A 14983-nucleotide genomic window follows, 5' to 3' on the forward strand; every position below is an offset into this window, starting at 1 on the left:
GTGCGCGGGCGGTGGGCGCAAGGGCCCGCGGGGGTCCACCGGCGCCGCGCCGTGACCGCGCCGTGACCCCCTTCGTCGGGCCGGACAACGCCGTACGGGGGAATTTAGCCGCCCGGCCAATCAAGTGGCCCCGCGGGCAGGAATAGCGTTCGTGCTGTGGCCGGTGTGCGACCCACGCCGGCATCCCCCGCAACGACGAAGGAGAGCGTGCGCTCTATGGACGCTGTGACCCAGGTCCCCGCGCCGGTGAACGAGCCGGTCCACAGCTACGCCCCGGGCAGCCCGGAACGGGCCCGTCTGGAGGCCAAGCTGAAGGAGCTGGGCGGCCAGGAGCCGGTCCAGCTGACCATGACGATCAACGGTGAGCGCCGCATGGGCGGCGGCGCCGAGATCCACGTCGTCCAGCCGCACAACCACGCGGCGAGGCTCGGCACCCTGCGCAACGCCACCCAGGCCGACGCGCAGGACGCCATCGACACTGCCCTGGCCGCCGCCCCGGCCTGGCAGGCGCTCTCCTTCGACTCCCGCGCCGCGATCTTCCTCAAGGCCGCCGACCTGCTCGCCGGCCCCTGGCGCGAGACCCTGGCCGCCGCCACCATGCTCGGCCAGTCCAAGACCGCCCAGCAGGCCGAGATCGACACGCCCTGCGAGCTGGTCGACTTCCTGCGGTTCAACGTCCACTTCGCCCGCCAGATCATGGCCGAGCAGCCGATCTCCTCGGACGGCGTGTGGAACCGCAGCGACCACCGCCCCCTCGAGGGCTTCGTCTACGCCATCACCCCGTTCAACTTCACCGCGATCGCCGGCAACCTGCCGACCGCGCCCGCGCTGATGGGCAACGTGGTGCTCTGGAAGCCGTCCCCGACCCAGCAGTACTCCGCGCACCTGCTGATGCAGCTGCTGGAGGAGGCCGGCCTGCCCAAGGGCGTCATCAACATGGTGACCGGCGACGGCCTGGACGTCTCCGCCGTCGCGCTCAAGCACCCGGCGCTGGCCGGCATCCACTTCACCGGCTCCACCGCCACCTTCCAGCACCTGTGGCGCGAGGTCGGCACCAACATCGCCGGCTACCGCACCTACCCGCGGATCGTCGGCGAGACCGGCGGCAAGGACTTCCTGGTCGCCCACCCGTCCGCCGACCCGGCCGTGCTGAAGACCGCGATGACCCGCGGCGCCTTCGAGTTCCAGGGCCAGAAGTGCTCGGCGCTCTCCCGCGCCTACGTCCCCGCCTCCCTCTGGGCCGGCCTCCAGGACGAGTTCGCCGCCGAGGTCGACGGCCTCACCATGGGCGACGTCACCGACCTGTCGAACTTCATGTCGGCCGTCATCGACGACCGCTCGTTCGCCAAGAACAAGGCCGCCATCGACCGCGCCCAGGCCGACCCGAAGGTCCGGGTCCTGGCCGGCGGCACCTACGACGACTCGGTCGGCTACTTCGTCCGCCCGACCGTCCTGGTCTGCGAGGACCCGGCGGCCGAGTACTTCCGCGACGAGTACTTCGGCCCGATCCTCGCCGTGTACGTCTACGAGGACGAGAAGTACGAGGAGATGCTGGCCCAGATGGAGTCGGTGTCGGCCTACGGCCTGACCGGCTCGATCATCTCCCAGGACCGCGCGGCCGCCCAGGACGCCATGCACAAGCTGCGCTTCGCGGCCGGCAACTTCTACATCAACGACAAGCCGACCGGCGCCGTCGTCGGCCAGCAGCCCTTCGGCGGCGGCCGCGCCTCCGGCACCAACGACAAGGCCGGTGCCAAGCAGAACCTGGCGCGGTGGACCTCGACCCGCTCGGTCAAGGAGACCTTCGTCCCGCCGACGGACTACCGCTACCCGCACATGGGCTGAGTGCCCCACCCGACCACAACGGTCACCCCGACGCCCGGCCCCGCAGCCGGCGTCGCCCGCCGGGGCGACGGGCCCACCCGCCCGCCCGTCGCCCCGGCCCCTCCGGGGGACGCGCTGCGCGCGGCACGCCTGGTGCCGTCGCCGGCCGTCACCCCGCTCGGGACGTGCGGCACGCCTGATGCAGGCGCCCCGGCCCCCTTCTGCCACCCTTAGAAGCACCAGCTCCAGGAGTCACGATGCTCCGTACCGCCCTTCTCGCGGCCTCCCGGTCGCCGCAGGTCCGCACCGTGGTCGAGAAGTTCCCGCCGACCCACGCGATAGTCGAGCGCTTCGTCGCCGGTGAGGCCCTCGACGACGCCGTCACGGCCTGCGACGACCTGGTCGCCACCGGCCGCAAGGTCACCCTCGACCACCTCGGTGAGGACACCCAGGACGCCGCGCAGGCCGCCGGCACCGCCGAGGCCTACGAGCACCTGCTCAAGGCGCTCAAGGAGACCGGCCTCGCGGCCGGTGCCGAGGTCTCCGTCAAGCTGTCGGCCGTCGGCCAGTTCCTCCCGGTGGACGGCGAGAAGATCGCGCTGGAGAACGCCCGCCGCATCTGCGCGGCCGCCGCCGACGCCGGCACCACGGTGACCCTCGACATGGAGGACCACACCACCACCGACTCCACCCTCGCCATCGCCCGCGAGCTGCGCGCCGACTTCCCGTGGCTGGGCGTCGTGCTGCAGGCCTACCTGCGCCGCACCGAGGCCGACTGCCGCGAGTTCGCCGGCGCCGGCTCCCGCGTGCGCCTGTGCAAGGGCGCCTACAAGGAGCCCGAGTCGGTCGCCTTCCAGGGCAAGCACGAGGTCGACCTCGCGTACGTCCGCGCCCTGAAGATCCTGATGGCCGGCGAGGGCTACCCGATGATCGCCTCGCACGACCCCAACATGATCAAGATCGCCGGCCAGCTCGCCCAGTGGAACGGCCGCAAGCGGGACTCCTTCGAGTACCAGATGCTCTTCGGCATCCGCCCCGAGGAGCAGCTGCGCCTCGCCGGCGAGGGCAACACCATGCGCGTGTACCTGCCCTACGGCCAGGAGTGGTACGGCTACTTCATGCGCCGCCTCGCCGAGCGCCCGGCCAACCTGACCTTCTTCCTGCGGGCCATGGCCACCCGCGGCTGACGCGTCCGGCGCCACGACCAACGGCTCGTACCCCCTGTGTGGGAGGGGGTGCGGGCCGTTTCCGCGTTCCCGGGCTCAGAGGAACGGTTTCAGGCGGCTCTCCAGCAGGATGTCGGCCTGCGATGGGGAACCCGTGATCGGTTGCTCATGCGCCACAGCACTCATGATGCCCCTCCTTCAGATGGGCGTCACGCTGATCGCGGTCGGTCGTGGTTGTGCAGGACACGGTGGATGTTCACTCGATGGTGTGGGTCCGAGGGCTGCCCTAGGATCCGGTGCTGGTGAACTGGGGTTTCGGCGGGAGGAGTTGGGGATGCTGAAGGAGTTCGAAGGGCTGTCGACGCCGTTGGTGGCGGACGCGTGCGTGCGCCTCGGAGTGGTGCTGCGGGCGGCGCCGGTGGGGGTGGCCGGGGTGGTGGCGGGTGGCCGGGTGGCCGGGCCGGTGCTGCCGGTGCGGCACTACGGCAGCGTCGACGTGTTCCTGGAGGCGTACGGCGCCGCCCGGGACGGGGACGTGCTGGTGATCGACAACGGCGGGCGGACGGACGAGGCCTGCATCGGGGACCTCGCGGTGCTGGAGGCGCGCGCCGCCGGGGTGGCCGGGATCGTGGTGTGGGGGCTGCACCGGGACACCCCGGAACTGCTGGAGATCGGGCTTCCGGTGTTCAGTTACGGTGCGCTGCCGCTCGGGCCGCTGCGGTTGGACGACCGGGAGCCGGAGGCGCTGCTGACGGCCCGTTTCGGCCCGCACGTGGTGAGCGCCGGCGACGTGGTGTTCGGCGACGCGGACGGAGTGCTGTTCGTCCCGGCCGACCGGGCCGCGGAGGTGCTGGAGACGGCCGCCGCGATCGCCCGGACGGAGCGCGCGCAGGCCGGGCGGATCGCCGCCGGGGACACCCTGCGCCGCCAGACCGCCTTCGAGGACTACCTGGAGCGCCGCGCGGCCGACCCCTCGTACAGCTTCCGGCAGCACCTGCGGCGGGTCGGCGGGGCGATCGAGGAGTAGGCCCGGGCCTACAGGGGCCGGTGCATGACGTGCAGGCCGACGTAGCCGTCGACCGGGTGGAGGAAGGCCTCCGGGACGGTGCCGACGATCGTGAAGCCGAGGGACTCGTAGAGCTTCACCGCGTGGCGGTTGTTGGCGACCACGGCGTTGAACTGCATGGCGCGGTAGCCGGATCGGCGGGCCCAGTCGAGGGAGTGCTCGACCAGGGCCCGCCCGATGCCCCGGCCGTGGTGCGCCGGGTCGACCAGGTAGCTCGCGCTGGCCACGTGGGCGCCGTTGCCGGGGCGGTTGCGGTTCATGGCGGCGGTGCCGACGATCCGACCGTCCTCGTCCACCGCGACCACCGTGCGGTCCGGGGCGGTCTTCATCCACCACTCCCGGCCGAGCTCGGACGACATGTCGAGGGGGTAGGGGAAGGTCTCGCCGGCGGCGATGACGGTGTGGAAGAACGGCCAGACGGCCGGCCAGTCCTCGGGGGTGGCTTCGCGGATCAGCATCCGCTCAGGATGCCCCGGGCCCGGGTGGTGGGCCCACCGGTTTTCCGCTCAGGTGCCGCGGACGGCGGCCCCGACCCGGGTGGCGGCGAAGGACTGGCCGTCGGCGTTGGGGTGCACCAGGGCGTACTTCAGCGGGATGACGCTGGTCAGGACGCCGTCCAGCCAGTGGTCGGCGTCGCAGACGCTGTGTTCGGCGGAGCCGGCGTAGAGGTCGACGAAGGTGTCCTGCCGGGCGGAGGCGATCTGCTCGATGGCCTGGTTGAGCGGCTCCAGGATGCTGGTGCGGGCCCAGGCCAGGTCGCCGGTGGTGAAGGTGGCGAACTGCAGCGGGTCGCCGAACCGGCAGCGGGTGGCGTCCTCGGGGACCAGGTGCGGGTAGCCGACGGTGATGATCCGCGCGGAGGGGGCCTTCTGCCGGAGCGCGGTGAGCATGGCGCCGTAGCCGGTGCGCAGCCGGTCGAAGCGGCCGGCCAGCTGGGCGTCGTACTTGTCCTTGCAGGGGCTTCCCAGGCCGAGGTGGGTGGCGCCGAGTGCGATGCAGTCCCCGAGGATCTCGCCGAAGCCGAGGTCGTTGCCGCCGACGCCCACGGTGATCACGTCCTCGTCCGGGTCGACCGCGTCGATCTGCGCCGGGACGGGCGGGTACGGGGCGGCGGGGTCGACGCCGAAGGGAGGGAGCGGGCGGCCGATCGGACTCTGCTTGTTCGTGTCGACGTCCGCGCTGGTGGCGCCGCTGCAGCTGACGTTGTGGAGGTCGACCAGGGCGCCCAGGCCGCGGCGGACGATCTCGGGGTAGGAGCCGGTGGTACGCGCGCAGCCGTCCCGGGGCGCGGTGAGGCCGCCGGTGGCCTCGATGACGCCGGCGGTGTAGGAGTCGCCGAGGGCGGCCCACTTCAGCGTCCGGGCGGGGTCGGTCGGTCTGGCGGCGGCCTCGACAGCGGTGGGGGTGATCAGGCCGGCGGCGAGGACGGCGGCGGTGCCGGTGACGGCGAGGCGGGACAGGAAGCGTGGCACGGGCTCTCCTCGACGGGCGCGGGGAGAGTGCGAGTCACCCCCCTGAGTGTCAATCGAGTCGGTCCGTGGACGACTTGATGCCCCAGGAGGGTGAATTCGCGGTCAGGGATGTGACGAACGCGGGGGCTCAGAGCAGGGCGGCCGAGGGGTCGACCATCGCCCGGGCGGTCTTGGCGTCGACGTACTCGCCGAGCGCGGTCATCACCCACTCGCCGGAGGTCTGGCGGACCAGCTTGCACATCACCACACCGGTGCGGGCCTCGGAGTGGGTGAGGTCGAAGCGGACCAGCTCCTCGTTCGTCCCGGCGTCCAGCAGGCGGCAGTAGGCGTTCTTCACGTCGGTGAAGCGCTGGCCGGAGAAGGAGTTGACGACGAAGACCAGGCCGGTGACCTCGGCCGGGAGGCCGTCCAGGTGGACGGTGATCGACTCGTCGTCTCCCTCGCCGCCGCCGGTGAGGTTGTCGCCGGAGTGGGCGATCGCGCCGTTGAAGACGGTCAGCTTCATGAACCAGGCCGTCTCCAGCTTGTTGCGCCGGCTGTCGAAGGCGATGCAGGAGGCGTCCAGGTCGACGCTGCGGCCGCGGCCTGCGGGCTCCCACCCGAGGGCCATCCGGACCGAGGAGAGGAACGGGCGGCCGTTCTTGACCAGGGAGACGGAGCTGCCCTTGACCAGGCTGACCCGACCCTTGTCCAGGGTGATCTTGGTGGGTGCGGGCGGGGCCGGCGGTGCGGCCGGGGGCGCCGGGGGCACCGGTGCGGAGGCGGCGAGTGCGATCCGCGGGTCGACCGGCGGGGCGGCGGGGGCGGCCGGTACGGGCGGGGTCACCGGGGGAGCGGCGGGGGGTGCCGGCGGGGCCGCGACCGGGGCCGACCGGGTGGCCGGGGCCGACGGCGGTGCGGGGGAGTCGTCGACGGTGACACCGAAGTCGGTGGCGATCCCCGCCAGCCCGTTGGCGTACCCCTGGCCGACCGCGCGCACCTTCCAGGCGCCGCCGCGCAGGTAGACCTCGACCACGATGAGCGCGGTCTCCCGGCCGAGCTGCGGCGGGGTGAAGGTGACCAGCACCTGGCCGGTGTCCGCGTCACGGACGGTGGCGGTCGGCTCCATCCCGGCGAAGGTGGAGGACTGGTCGGCGGGGCTCGCGGTGACGACGATCTTGGTGATCCCGGCCGGGACGGCGAGGGTGTCGACGGTGATCGCGTCGGGGGCCCCGGAGGTGGCCGGGCGGTGGCTGACCCCGGGGCCGTGCGGGGCGTTGAAGAAGACGAAGTCGTCGTCCGAGCGCACCTTTCCGGCGTCGGTCAGCAGCAGACCGGAGACGTCCAGTGCCTTGGGCGCGGTGACCTCGACGGTCACCCGCGCGGCGGACAGCGGGGCGTTGCCGCCTTGGGTCAGGACGGTGGACACGGGACTCCTCCTCGGGTGCGGGACGACGGCGGGACGGGGCCGCTGGGGCCGCCGGGCCGGTAGCTGCCCACAGTAACGAACAGTGGTGCCGGGATGAGCCCGTCCAGGGCGGTGACCTGTCGGATCGTCGGACCGTCCGACCGGAGCGGCGGGGCCTCAGCGGGTCGCGCCGACCGGCGGTGCGGTCGTCGGCGCCGGGGCGGCCGGTGGTGCGGGGACGAAGGGCGGCGCGGTCGTCGGCGCCGGGGCGCGCGGCGGGAGACCGGGCGGCTGGGCCGCGTTCTGCTGCGCCGCGTTCTGCTGGGCCGCCGGGGCGAAGGTGCCGAGTGTCGCGACCGCGCGGGGGCGGTCGATGCCGAAGGCGGCGGCGCTCCAGCTCTCCGTCGCGGCGGCCTTGCCGGTCCCGGCGCCGTCGGTGGACCCGGCACCCCGGCCACCCCCGGTGGCCGGCCCGGACGGGCCGTCGGCCGGGCGGGTGCCGCGCACGCCGAAGGTGTAGTGCCCCGGCGCGACGTCGGTGCCGGGCGGGGTGGTGAAGCGGTAGACGAGCGTGCCGCGGTCCTGCTGGACGGTCACCACCGCGCCGGGCAGGTCGGTCCAGGCGGTGCCGGTGCCGGGGGCGAGGTCCCCGGGGGAGAGCCGGAACTCGGCCTGCAGGGCGGTGACCCGCTCGGTGACGGTGAGGTCGAGCTGGTGCCGCAGGCCGTCCCGTCCGACCGGGGTGACCAGGGCGACGCCGGTCAGCACCCGGTCGGCGTCCGGGTCGGAGTCGGTGTCCGGGGCGGTGCCCGGTCCCGGGGTGGCGGGCTCGCCGGGGGCCGGGTCCGTCGGCGGGGCGTCGGTGCCGGGCACCACGGCGGCGGGCGGCCGGGTGGGCTGGTCCGGTGCGGTCGGGCGGGGCCCGGGCGGAGCGGTCGGCGAGGTCGGCGGGGCCGGTGAGGGGGAGAGCGACGGCGAGGCGGTCGGCCGGTCGGCGGCGGCCGGGTCGCTGCCCGGCTGCCCGGCGGCGGGGCGGGCCGCAGGGGTGGGACCGGCCGAGGGGGTGGTCCCCGGAGTGCCGGGCTCCTCGCTGCCGGCCGTCCAGGAGTCGGCCTCGTGGCCGTGCCCGGTGGAGGTCCGTCCGCCGGTGGCGTCCGGGGTCGCCGAGCGGTCGCCGGTGGCCTCGGGCGACGCGGAGCCGGCGGCCGCGACCGGCGCCGCCCCCGAGGGGTGCGGTGAGGGCCGGGAGCCCGCGGGGCGGCCGGTGGCCGCGTGGTCGGCCGGGGCGTCGGTGGGCGTCGGTGCGGCCGGGGTCCGGGCGGAGGCCGCCTCGGCCTGGTCGCCCGGGGTGGGGGTGGCCGGCGGGGTGGTGCCGACCCGGGCGACCCCGGCCCGCCGGCCCACGCCCTGCTGCTCGTTGAGCAGCAGGGTGGTGGCGATGCTGATGCCCACGACGGTCGACATCGCCATCGCGGCGCCGGAGAAGCGGAGGGTGGGCAGCCGGAGCCGGCCGCCGAACGGGCGTGGCCGCCCGTGCCGGCCGTGCCGTGCGGGCTCGTGCTGCACGTCCCGCGCGGTGTCCTCGCGCACAGCCACCGGACCCCTTCCCTCCCCGAAGTCGCCGTAGCGGTCGCCGTATTCTCCCACGCGCCGTCGGCCGGCCGTGCCGGCCGCCCGGGGGCGGTCCGCCCGGGTGCGGGCGGGCCCGTGCGGGGAGGGGGAGAGCGTACCAGCGGCTGCCCGGACCTCGGACCGATTCCATCCATTCCACGGACATCCGTTCGACAGACGGAAGTTGACGGTCCGTCTGACAAGCTGGGGTAAGGGTCGGCCAGCGCGGTCGGGGGTTATTGCAACCTCCTTGCAACCCTTGCCCGCCCGGGCGCGGGTGGCGCAGGCTGAGGTCATCCCACGCCGTCCCGGAGAGACCGTCATGCCGCCCGACCCGCTGTCCGCAGCCTCCAGTGCACCCCTCGCCGCTACCCCCACGGGCGGCGATGGGGTCGGCTCCACCGCCGCTCCGGCGGCGGTGGAGGAGGTGCTGACCCTGCGGATCTCGCTGGGCGAGGAGGTGGTCGGCGAGGTGCGCACCCGGTTCCGCTTCGAGGCCGCCCGCCCCTACGAGGTGCTGCTGACCTTCCACCAGGGCCGCCCCGACGAGGCCGACTGGGTCTTCTCGCGCGAGTTGCTGCGCGACGGCCTGTGCACGCTGAGCGGCCAGGGCGACGTCAAGCTGTGGCCGGCCTACTGCCCCTGCCACGGCTCGACGTTGCACCTGGCGCTGGAGTCGCCGCACGGCAGCGCCCTGCTGGAGGCGTCCAAGCCCCGGGTGCAGGCCTGGCTCGACCGCACCTACGCGCTGGTCTCCGCCGAGGCGGAGCGCGACTGCGGCCCGACCGACGCCCAGCTGGCCGCGCTGCTCGCGGGCGGCTGAGCCCCGCTCAGGGCCTCTCCGCTCAGGGCCCCACCGGCCAGGACCTCCCCCGCCAGCGGCTCCCCGGGCCCGCGCGGCGGCGGGACGGCCGGAGCCGCGCCGGGCAGCCGGACCGTCCCCGCGGCCAGCCCCGCCCGCAACCGGCGCACGGCCGGGGCGGAGGAGGCCGGCAGCAGGTCGTACGGATCGTCCGGTCCGTCCACCGCGACCAGCACCGACTCGGCGAAACGGTACGGCCGGTGGGCCAGCAGGCCGCCCAGGTAGCGGCGCAGCCGGGACAGCTCGGCGCGGACCGTCACCGTGCGGCCCGGGTCGCCGAACAGCGCCTCCGCGAGCTGGGCCGCACTGCTGCCCTCCCGCCCGGTGGCGAGCAGCAGCAGCAGTTCGGCGTGGCGCGGGCTGAGCGCCTGCGACCAGCTGCCGGCCGCGCCCCGCACGGTCAGCTCCGGGCGGTCCGGGCGGCGCAGGTCGAGCCGGAGCCGGGCGCCCTCGGCCTGCTCCGCGGTCACCGTGCCGGAGCCGTCCTCCTCGGGCGGGCGCACCGGCCGGACCAGCCAGCCGTCCGCGAGCGGCTCCAGCACGCACTCGCCGAGACCGGGCACCCAGTGCACGGCGGTGGTGCCCCAGCCGTCGACCGGCACCCGCAGCCGCCCGGGCGGCGGCAGACCGGCCGCGGCGGCCGTCCAGCCGGCGGCGTCCACCACCAGGGCCGGGCCGGCCACCCGGGCCAGCAGCGGGGCGGCCAGGGTGCGCAGCCGGTGCAGCGCCTCCAGCCGGTGGGCGCGCAGCTCGGTCTCGGCGAGCCGGGCCGCGGTGGCGGTGAGCTGGAGCAGGTACGGGCGGACGCTGCGGGCCGGGCCGCTGAGGTTGATCGCGCCGACCAGCCGGCCGGTGCCCGGGTCGTGGACGGGGGCGGCCACGCAGGTCCAGGAGTGGTGGCTGCGCAGGTAGTGCTCGGCGGAGTGGACCTGCATCGGGCGCTGGGCCCGCAGGGCGACGGCGATCCCGTTGGTGCCGACGCTCTCCTCCGTCCAGCGGGCGCCGGTGAGGAAGCCGATCCGGTCGGCGCTGCGGCGCAGCCCGCGCTCGCCCTCCTGCCAGAGCACGTGGCCCTCGGCGTCGGCGATGGCGAGGATCAGCGGGGTCTGCCCGACCGGCTCCAGCAGGGTGTCGCGCAGCACCGGCATGACGGAGTCCAGGCCGCTCGCGCGGCGCCGCTGCTCGATCTCGGCGGGGCCGAGGTGGACGGCGGCCGCGCCGGCGTCGGGGTCGAGGCCCAGGCGCCGCAGCCGGGCCCAGGAGTCGCCGATCTCGGGGCGGGGGTCGAGCAGGCCGGTGGTGCCGGCCTCGGGGAAGGCGGGCTGGGTCAGTTCGCGGGCGGCGGCGTCGGCGAGGGTGCGGTCGTGGACCTTGGCCAGCTCCGTCGCGGTCGGCGGGGTGCGGCGCTCTGGTCGTCGGGACTGCCGTCCGGTCTGCCGCACTCGCGTTGCTCCTCGCCGCCGTTCGAGGTCGCGCCGGGGCCGACGCGCTGACGAAAGAGTACGGGTGCGGTGGGTTCCTGGGGATGGGGTCTGCCAACTCGGCATACCGGGCCGTACGGGAGTGGACATGCCGGGCCGGGATGGCTACGCCGTGCCCCCGGACGGTCGTGGGGCGCGGTGGCCGGGGGGTGGTTGCGGGGGGCGGGGCGGCGTGCGCGGGTGGGCCGGGACGGGGTGGCTGCCGGGGGTGCGGGTGGGGTGCCGGTGTGGTGCCGGTCGGGCCTGACGGCGGGGTCGTGCGGGTGCCGGGTGCCGGGTGCCGGGTGCCGGGTGCCGGGCCCGGGGTCAGCGTTCCGCGTCGCTGCCGCGCTGGGCCGCCTCGACCGTGTGGTGCAGGTCGGCGGTGGCGTCCAGCGTGGCGGCGGTGCTCAGGGCCAGGCAGGCCGCCAGCGCGAGCGCGACCGCGCGGCGGCGGGTCCCGGCGGCGGCCGGGCGGGGCTGGAGCAGGGCGGCCACCCGGCGGGGGACCGGCCCGGAGTGCGCGGCGGGGACCAGCCGGGGCCGGGCCGGCCAGGGGGAGCGGCCGGCGGCCAGGGCGGCCCGGCCGACCGCGTGGGCCGTCACCGTGCGGTCGCCGACCCGGGCCGCCGCCACCTCGTCGGCCCAGCGCTCCAGGTGGAACCCGAGCGGCGTGCGCAGGGCGCCGAGCGCGGGGTGGAGGTCGGCGGCGTGTTCGGCCAGGGCGAGGAAGACGTGGTGGCGGGCGGCCAGGTGGGCCCGTTCGTGGGCGAGCAGGGCGGCCCGCTCGGGCCCGCTGAGGGCGCGCAGCATGCCGGAGGTGACGACGATCCGGCCGGGTTCGGCGGGCCGACCGGGCAGCGGCAGCCGTCCGGGCAGGGCGAAGGCGTCGGCGCGCTCGTCGTCGAGGACGGCGAGCGGGTGCTCGCCCGGCTGGAGCAGCGCCCGGGCGCGGGCCAGCGCGGCCCGCGGAGTGCGTGCCCGGCGCACGGTGGCGCGTCGAGGGCGCGTGTCCGGATGCCGGTCGTCGGTCGTGGTGGCGGTGGCGGTGGCGGTGGTGGCTTGGGCGGCGGCCGGGGACGCGGCGGGGACGGCGGCGCGGGCCGTGCGCAGCTCCAGCCGGTGGCGGCGGGCCGTGCGGACGGCCCGGGCGGTCAGCACGGCGAGCACCAGCCCGGCCGCGGCCGCGGCCAGGGGTGCTCCGGGGGCGGCGGCGGTGAGCCAGGGCAGCGACAGGTGGCCGAGCGCGGCGACCGGCGGCAGCTGCAGCAGCCCGGCGGCCGCGAGCAGGCCGAGCGAGCAGAGGGTGCCGCCGGCCAGCACGGCGGCCGTGCCGGCCAGGGTCCAGGCGGCGGCCCGGGGCGGCAGGGCCTCGGCGAGGCGGCGGGCGAGCGGAACGGCCAGGAACGGCAGCAGCAGCGGGGCCCAGACGGCGATCAGCACGGGCGGCCCGCCCCGGTGGCGTCCGGGCCGGGCCCGGTGGCGTCGGGGCCGGGACCGGTGCCGGGGTGGCCGTCGCCCAGGAGGGCGCGCAGCAACTGCTCGTCCTCGGCGGAGAGGTCGGAGACGAAGCGGGCCAGCACGGTGGAGCGGTCGGCCTCGCGGCCGAGCTCGGTGTGCATCCGGCGGGCGGCGAGCCCGGCCGGGTCCTGGACGGTCGGGGTGTAGGCGTAGGCGCGGCCGGCGCGGGTGCGCTCCACGGTGCCCTTGTCGTGCAGCCGGGCGAGGATCGTGGCGATGGTGGTGCGGGCGAGGTCCCCGCCGAGCGCCGTCTGGACGTCCTGCGGCGTCATCGGCTGCCCGGCCGCCCAGAGCGCGGCCAGCACCTCGGCCTCCAACTCGCCGGCGGGCCGGCGGGCGGACGGTACGTCGGACATGGCGGCGCTTCCTCCAGGTTTCGTCTACAGTCATGTAGACCGTCTACGTCACTGTAGACGGTCGGGGCGGGTTCCGCTGCGAACCGCCCCCCAACGTACGGGAGGTCCGCCAGCCTTGCTCCAGTTCCCCCCCGATCCGGCCGTCCACCTCGCGGTGAACCCGCTGGACGCGTCCTCGCTGCTGTCCGCCTTCGGCGCGCTCGGGATCGCCGTCGTCCTCTTCGCGGAGACCGGCCTGCTGGTGGGCTTCTTCCTGCCCGGAGACTCGCTGCTGTTCACCGCCGGCCTGCTCTGCGTCCCCGGCGCCACCAAGGGCCCGCAGCTGGAGCTCTACCAGGTGCTTCCCGCGGCCCTGGCCGGGGCGCTGCTCGGCGCACAGGTCGGCTACCTGATCGGCAGGCGCGGCGGCACCGCCCTGCTGCGCCGCTCCAAGCGCCGGAGCCTCCAGGAGGGCGCCCGGCGGGCCGAGGAGCTGCTCGCCAAGTACGGCCACGGCAAGGCGATCGTGCTCGCCCGCTTCATCCCGGTGGTCCGGACGGTGCTCAACCCGCTCTGCGGCGTGCTCGACGTGCCGGTGCGCTCGTTCACCCTCTGGCAGGTGATCGGCGGAGCGGTCTGGACCGTCGGGGTGGTGCTCGCCGGGTACGCGCTCGGATCATCCGTCCCCAGTATCGACCAATATCTGCTACCGATCATCGGTCTGGTAGTAGTTGTCTCCGTGCTCCCCATCGTTCTCGAACTGTTCCGCGCCCGTAAGGCGCGCCGTCACGGAGGTGACGTGTGATGTCCTCCCGGGCCCTGGCCGTGTACGACGGCAGCGGCATCGACGGCGGCCTCTACACCCGGGTCAACGAGTGGGCCCAGGCGGCCCCGCACTGGCTCGACGAACTGATCAGACTGTGGTCCGCGGTCGGACTCGGCCTGTTCGCCGTCTTCATGCTCTACGCCTGGTGGCGGGCGCGCGGCGCCGACTCGGCGGTCATGGCCGGGGTGCTGGCCTCGCCGGTGATCGTCGTCCTCGCGTACGCCGCGAACTCCGCCCTCAAGAGCACTGTCGAGGAGGTCCGGCCCTGCGCCCAGATCCCCGGCAGCGTCTCCCTGGAGGCCTGCCCGGGCACCGGCGACTGGTCGTTCCCCAGCAACCACACGGTCATCGCCTTCGCGGCCGCCACCGCGCTCTGGTTCGTCGACCGGCGGCTCGGCTGGATCGCCGGGCTCTTCGCCGTGCTTATGGGCGCCTCCCGGGTCTGGGTCGGCGTGCACTACCCGCACGACGTGGCCGTCGGCGCACTGGTCGGCGTCCTCGTCGCCCTCGTGCTGGCCGCGCTCGCCCGGCGCTGCGGACCGCTCGTCGACCGGATGCGGGGCGGCGCGCTGCGCCCGTTGCTCGGCCCCGGCGCACTGCCGCTGGTGGCCCGCGGGCACTCACCGTACGAGACGCCGCGGCACTGATTCCGTAACCCGCCCGACCCTTGTTCGGCCGGGGTGGCGGGTAGAGCATGTGAGCCGGGCGTGGGACCCCTCCGCGGGGGCCCCGCCCGGCTCAGTCGTGCCGGGGCGCGGGAGCGCCGGGCGTGCCAGCGGAGGGAGTGCCGATGCCGTACCGACTCGACATCACGCAGGGGGAGTGGCCGGGCGGGTCGCCGCACAAGGGCGTCGAGGGCCTGCTCCAGGAGACCATGGTGCTCACCCTCGCCACCGCCGGGCACGAACACGGCCCGCACGCCAACCTGGCCTTCTTCGCGTACGACGACGACCTCGTCCTCTACTTCGTCAGCGAGCGCTCCACCCGGCACAGCCACCACCTCGCCGAGGAGGCCCGCGCCGCCGCCACCGTCTTCCTGCCGCCACCGGCCTTCGGCGAGCAGCTGCGCGGCCTCCAGCTGACCGGCAGCGCGGGCGAGGCCTGGGGGCGGCAGGCGGAGGCGGCGCTGGCCGCCTACCAGGGGCGCTACCCGGCCTTCGCCCGGGACGAGGCCGTCCGGCGGCAGTTCCTCACCGGCGGCGGCGCGGCGGCGCTGTACCGCTTCCAGGTCGAGGAGCTGACGGCGGTCGACGAGCCCAACTTCGGCCGCCGCAACTACCTCCGCGCCCGGGTCCTGCGGGGCTAGGGGTGTCCTCGGGAGTGTCCGGCGTGGGGGGTGGGGGCGGGCGGCGGCCCCCCCCCGGGGGCCCCCGCGGGGGGGGGGGCGGGGGCGCCCGCCGCGACCGGGGAAGGGGGGATCGGGGGGCGGGGGGGGCGAGGCCGCCCCCCGGGA

General features: G+C 75.5%; 14 protein-coding genes. 7 read left to right on the forward strand and 7 right to left on the reverse strand.

Annotated elements, in window-relative coordinates; all coding sequences use genetic code 11:
- Positions 1-216 precede the first annotated feature (216 nt).
- From pruA to ACIA8Q_RS26665, 3 genes are all read left to right on the forward strand, one after another.
- Positions 217-1845 carry an L-glutamate gamma-semialdehyde dehydrogenase gene (pruA, locus tag ACIA8Q_RS26655; RefSeq protein ID WP_387901773.1) on the forward strand — a complete coding sequence of 543 codons (1629 nt, stop codon included), beginning with the start codon at positions 217-219 and terminating at the stop codon, positions 1843-1845.
- Between the two features lie 236 nt (positions 1846-2081).
- Positions 2082-3011, forward strand: a complete 930-nt coding sequence (locus ACIA8Q_RS26660; RefSeq protein ID WP_360218450.1) for a proline dehydrogenase family protein — start codon at positions 2082-2084, stop codon at positions 3009-3011.
- 313 nt (positions 3012-3324) lie between these two features.
- Positions 3325-4017: an RraA family protein gene (locus tag ACIA8Q_RS26665; RefSeq protein WP_396317778.1), complete on the forward strand. Its 693-nt coding sequence runs from the start codon at positions 3325-3327 to the stop codon at positions 4015-4017.
- Between the two features lie 8 nt (positions 4018-4025).
- Here the strand turns inward: ACIA8Q_RS26665 and ACIA8Q_RS26670 are convergent, their stop codons facing one another.
- The 4 genes from ACIA8Q_RS26670 to ACIA8Q_RS26685 all read right to left on the reverse strand — a co-directional run bounded on the left by ACIA8Q_RS26670 (position 4026) and on the right by ACIA8Q_RS26685 (position 8511).
- The gene (locus tag ACIA8Q_RS26670) at positions 4026-4514 is read right to left on the reverse strand and encodes a GNAT family N-acetyltransferase (RefSeq protein WP_360218444.1); all 489 of its coding nucleotides are present in this window, start codon (positions 4512-4514) and stop codon (positions 4026-4028) included.
- A 48-nt stretch (positions 4515-4562) separates the two neighbouring features.
- Positions 4563-5528: an SGNH/GDSL hydrolase family protein gene (locus ACIA8Q_RS26675; protein WP_360218441.1), complete on the reverse strand. Its 966-nt coding sequence runs from the start codon at positions 5526-5528 to the stop codon at positions 4563-4565.
- Between the two features lie 127 nt (positions 5529-5655).
- Positions 5656-6924: a TerD family protein gene (locus ACIA8Q_RS26680; protein ID WP_396317780.1), complete on the reverse strand. Its 1269-nt coding sequence runs from the start codon at positions 6922-6924 to the stop codon at positions 5656-5658.
- A gap of 168 nt (positions 6925-7092) precedes the next feature.
- Positions 7093-8511: a hypothetical protein gene (locus ACIA8Q_RS26685; RefSeq protein ID WP_396317779.1), complete on the reverse strand. Its 1419-nt coding sequence runs from the start codon at positions 8509-8511 to the stop codon at positions 7093-7095.
- 337 nt (positions 8512-8848) lie between these two features.
- Between ACIA8Q_RS26685 and ACIA8Q_RS26690 the strand changes: the two genes are divergently transcribed.
- The gene (locus tag ACIA8Q_RS26690) at positions 8849-9349 is read left to right on the forward strand and encodes an SsgA family sporulation/cell division regulator (RefSeq protein WP_360218435.1); all 501 of its coding nucleotides are present in this window, start codon (positions 8849-8851) and stop codon (positions 9347-9349) included.
- On the opposite strand, the gene ACIA8Q_RS26695 is transcribed toward ACIA8Q_RS26690, so the two are convergent.
- From ACIA8Q_RS26695 to ACIA8Q_RS26705, 3 genes are all read right to left on the reverse strand, one after another.
- Positions 9268-10830 (reverse strand): GAF domain-containing protein, encoded by a 1563-nt coding sequence (locus ACIA8Q_RS26695; RefSeq protein ID WP_360218433.1) that lies wholly within the window; start codon positions 10828-10830, stop codon positions 9268-9270. The genes ACIA8Q_RS26690 and ACIA8Q_RS26695 overlap by 82 nt on opposite strands.
- Before the next feature lie 345 nt (positions 10831-11175).
- Positions 11176-12291, reverse strand: a complete 1116-nt coding sequence (locus ACIA8Q_RS26700; RefSeq protein ID WP_360218430.1) for a M48 family metalloprotease — start codon at positions 12289-12291, stop codon at positions 11176-11178.
- Complete coding sequence (locus ACIA8Q_RS26705) at positions 12285-12725, reverse strand: BlaI/MecI/CopY family transcriptional regulator (RefSeq protein WP_360218427.1); 441 nt, start codon at positions 12723-12725, stop codon at positions 12285-12287. The genes ACIA8Q_RS26700 and ACIA8Q_RS26705 overlap by 7 nt, the downstream gene beginning before the upstream one ends.
- A gap of 115 nt (positions 12726-12840) precedes the next feature.
- Between ACIA8Q_RS26705 and ACIA8Q_RS26710 the strand changes: the two genes are divergently transcribed.
- The 3 genes from ACIA8Q_RS26710 (at position 12841) to ACIA8Q_RS26720 (ending at position 14836) form a co-directional block, all read left to right on the forward strand.
- Complete coding sequence (locus ACIA8Q_RS26710; RefSeq protein ID WP_360218424.1) at positions 12841-13509, forward strand: DedA family protein; 669 nt, start codon at positions 12841-12843, stop codon at positions 13507-13509.
- Positions 13509-14177 carry a phosphatase PAP2 family protein gene (locus tag ACIA8Q_RS26715; RefSeq protein ID WP_387901755.1) on the forward strand — a complete coding sequence of 223 codons (669 nt, stop codon included), beginning with the start codon at positions 13509-13511 and terminating at the stop codon, positions 14175-14177. The genes ACIA8Q_RS26710 and ACIA8Q_RS26715 overlap by 1 nt, the downstream gene beginning before the upstream one ends.
- A 143-nt stretch (positions 14178-14320) precedes the next feature.
- Positions 14321-14836 carry a pyridoxamine 5'-phosphate oxidase family protein gene (locus ACIA8Q_RS26720; RefSeq protein ID WP_360218418.1) on the forward strand — a complete coding sequence of 172 codons (516 nt, stop codon included), beginning with the start codon at positions 14321-14323 and terminating at the stop codon, positions 14834-14836.
- Positions 14837-14983: the final 147 nt, after the last annotated feature.

The organism is Kitasatospora sp. NPDC051705 (assembly GCF_044453265.1).
Classification (GTDB): Bacteria; Actinomycetota; Actinomycetes; order Streptomycetales; family Streptomycetaceae; genus Kitasatospora.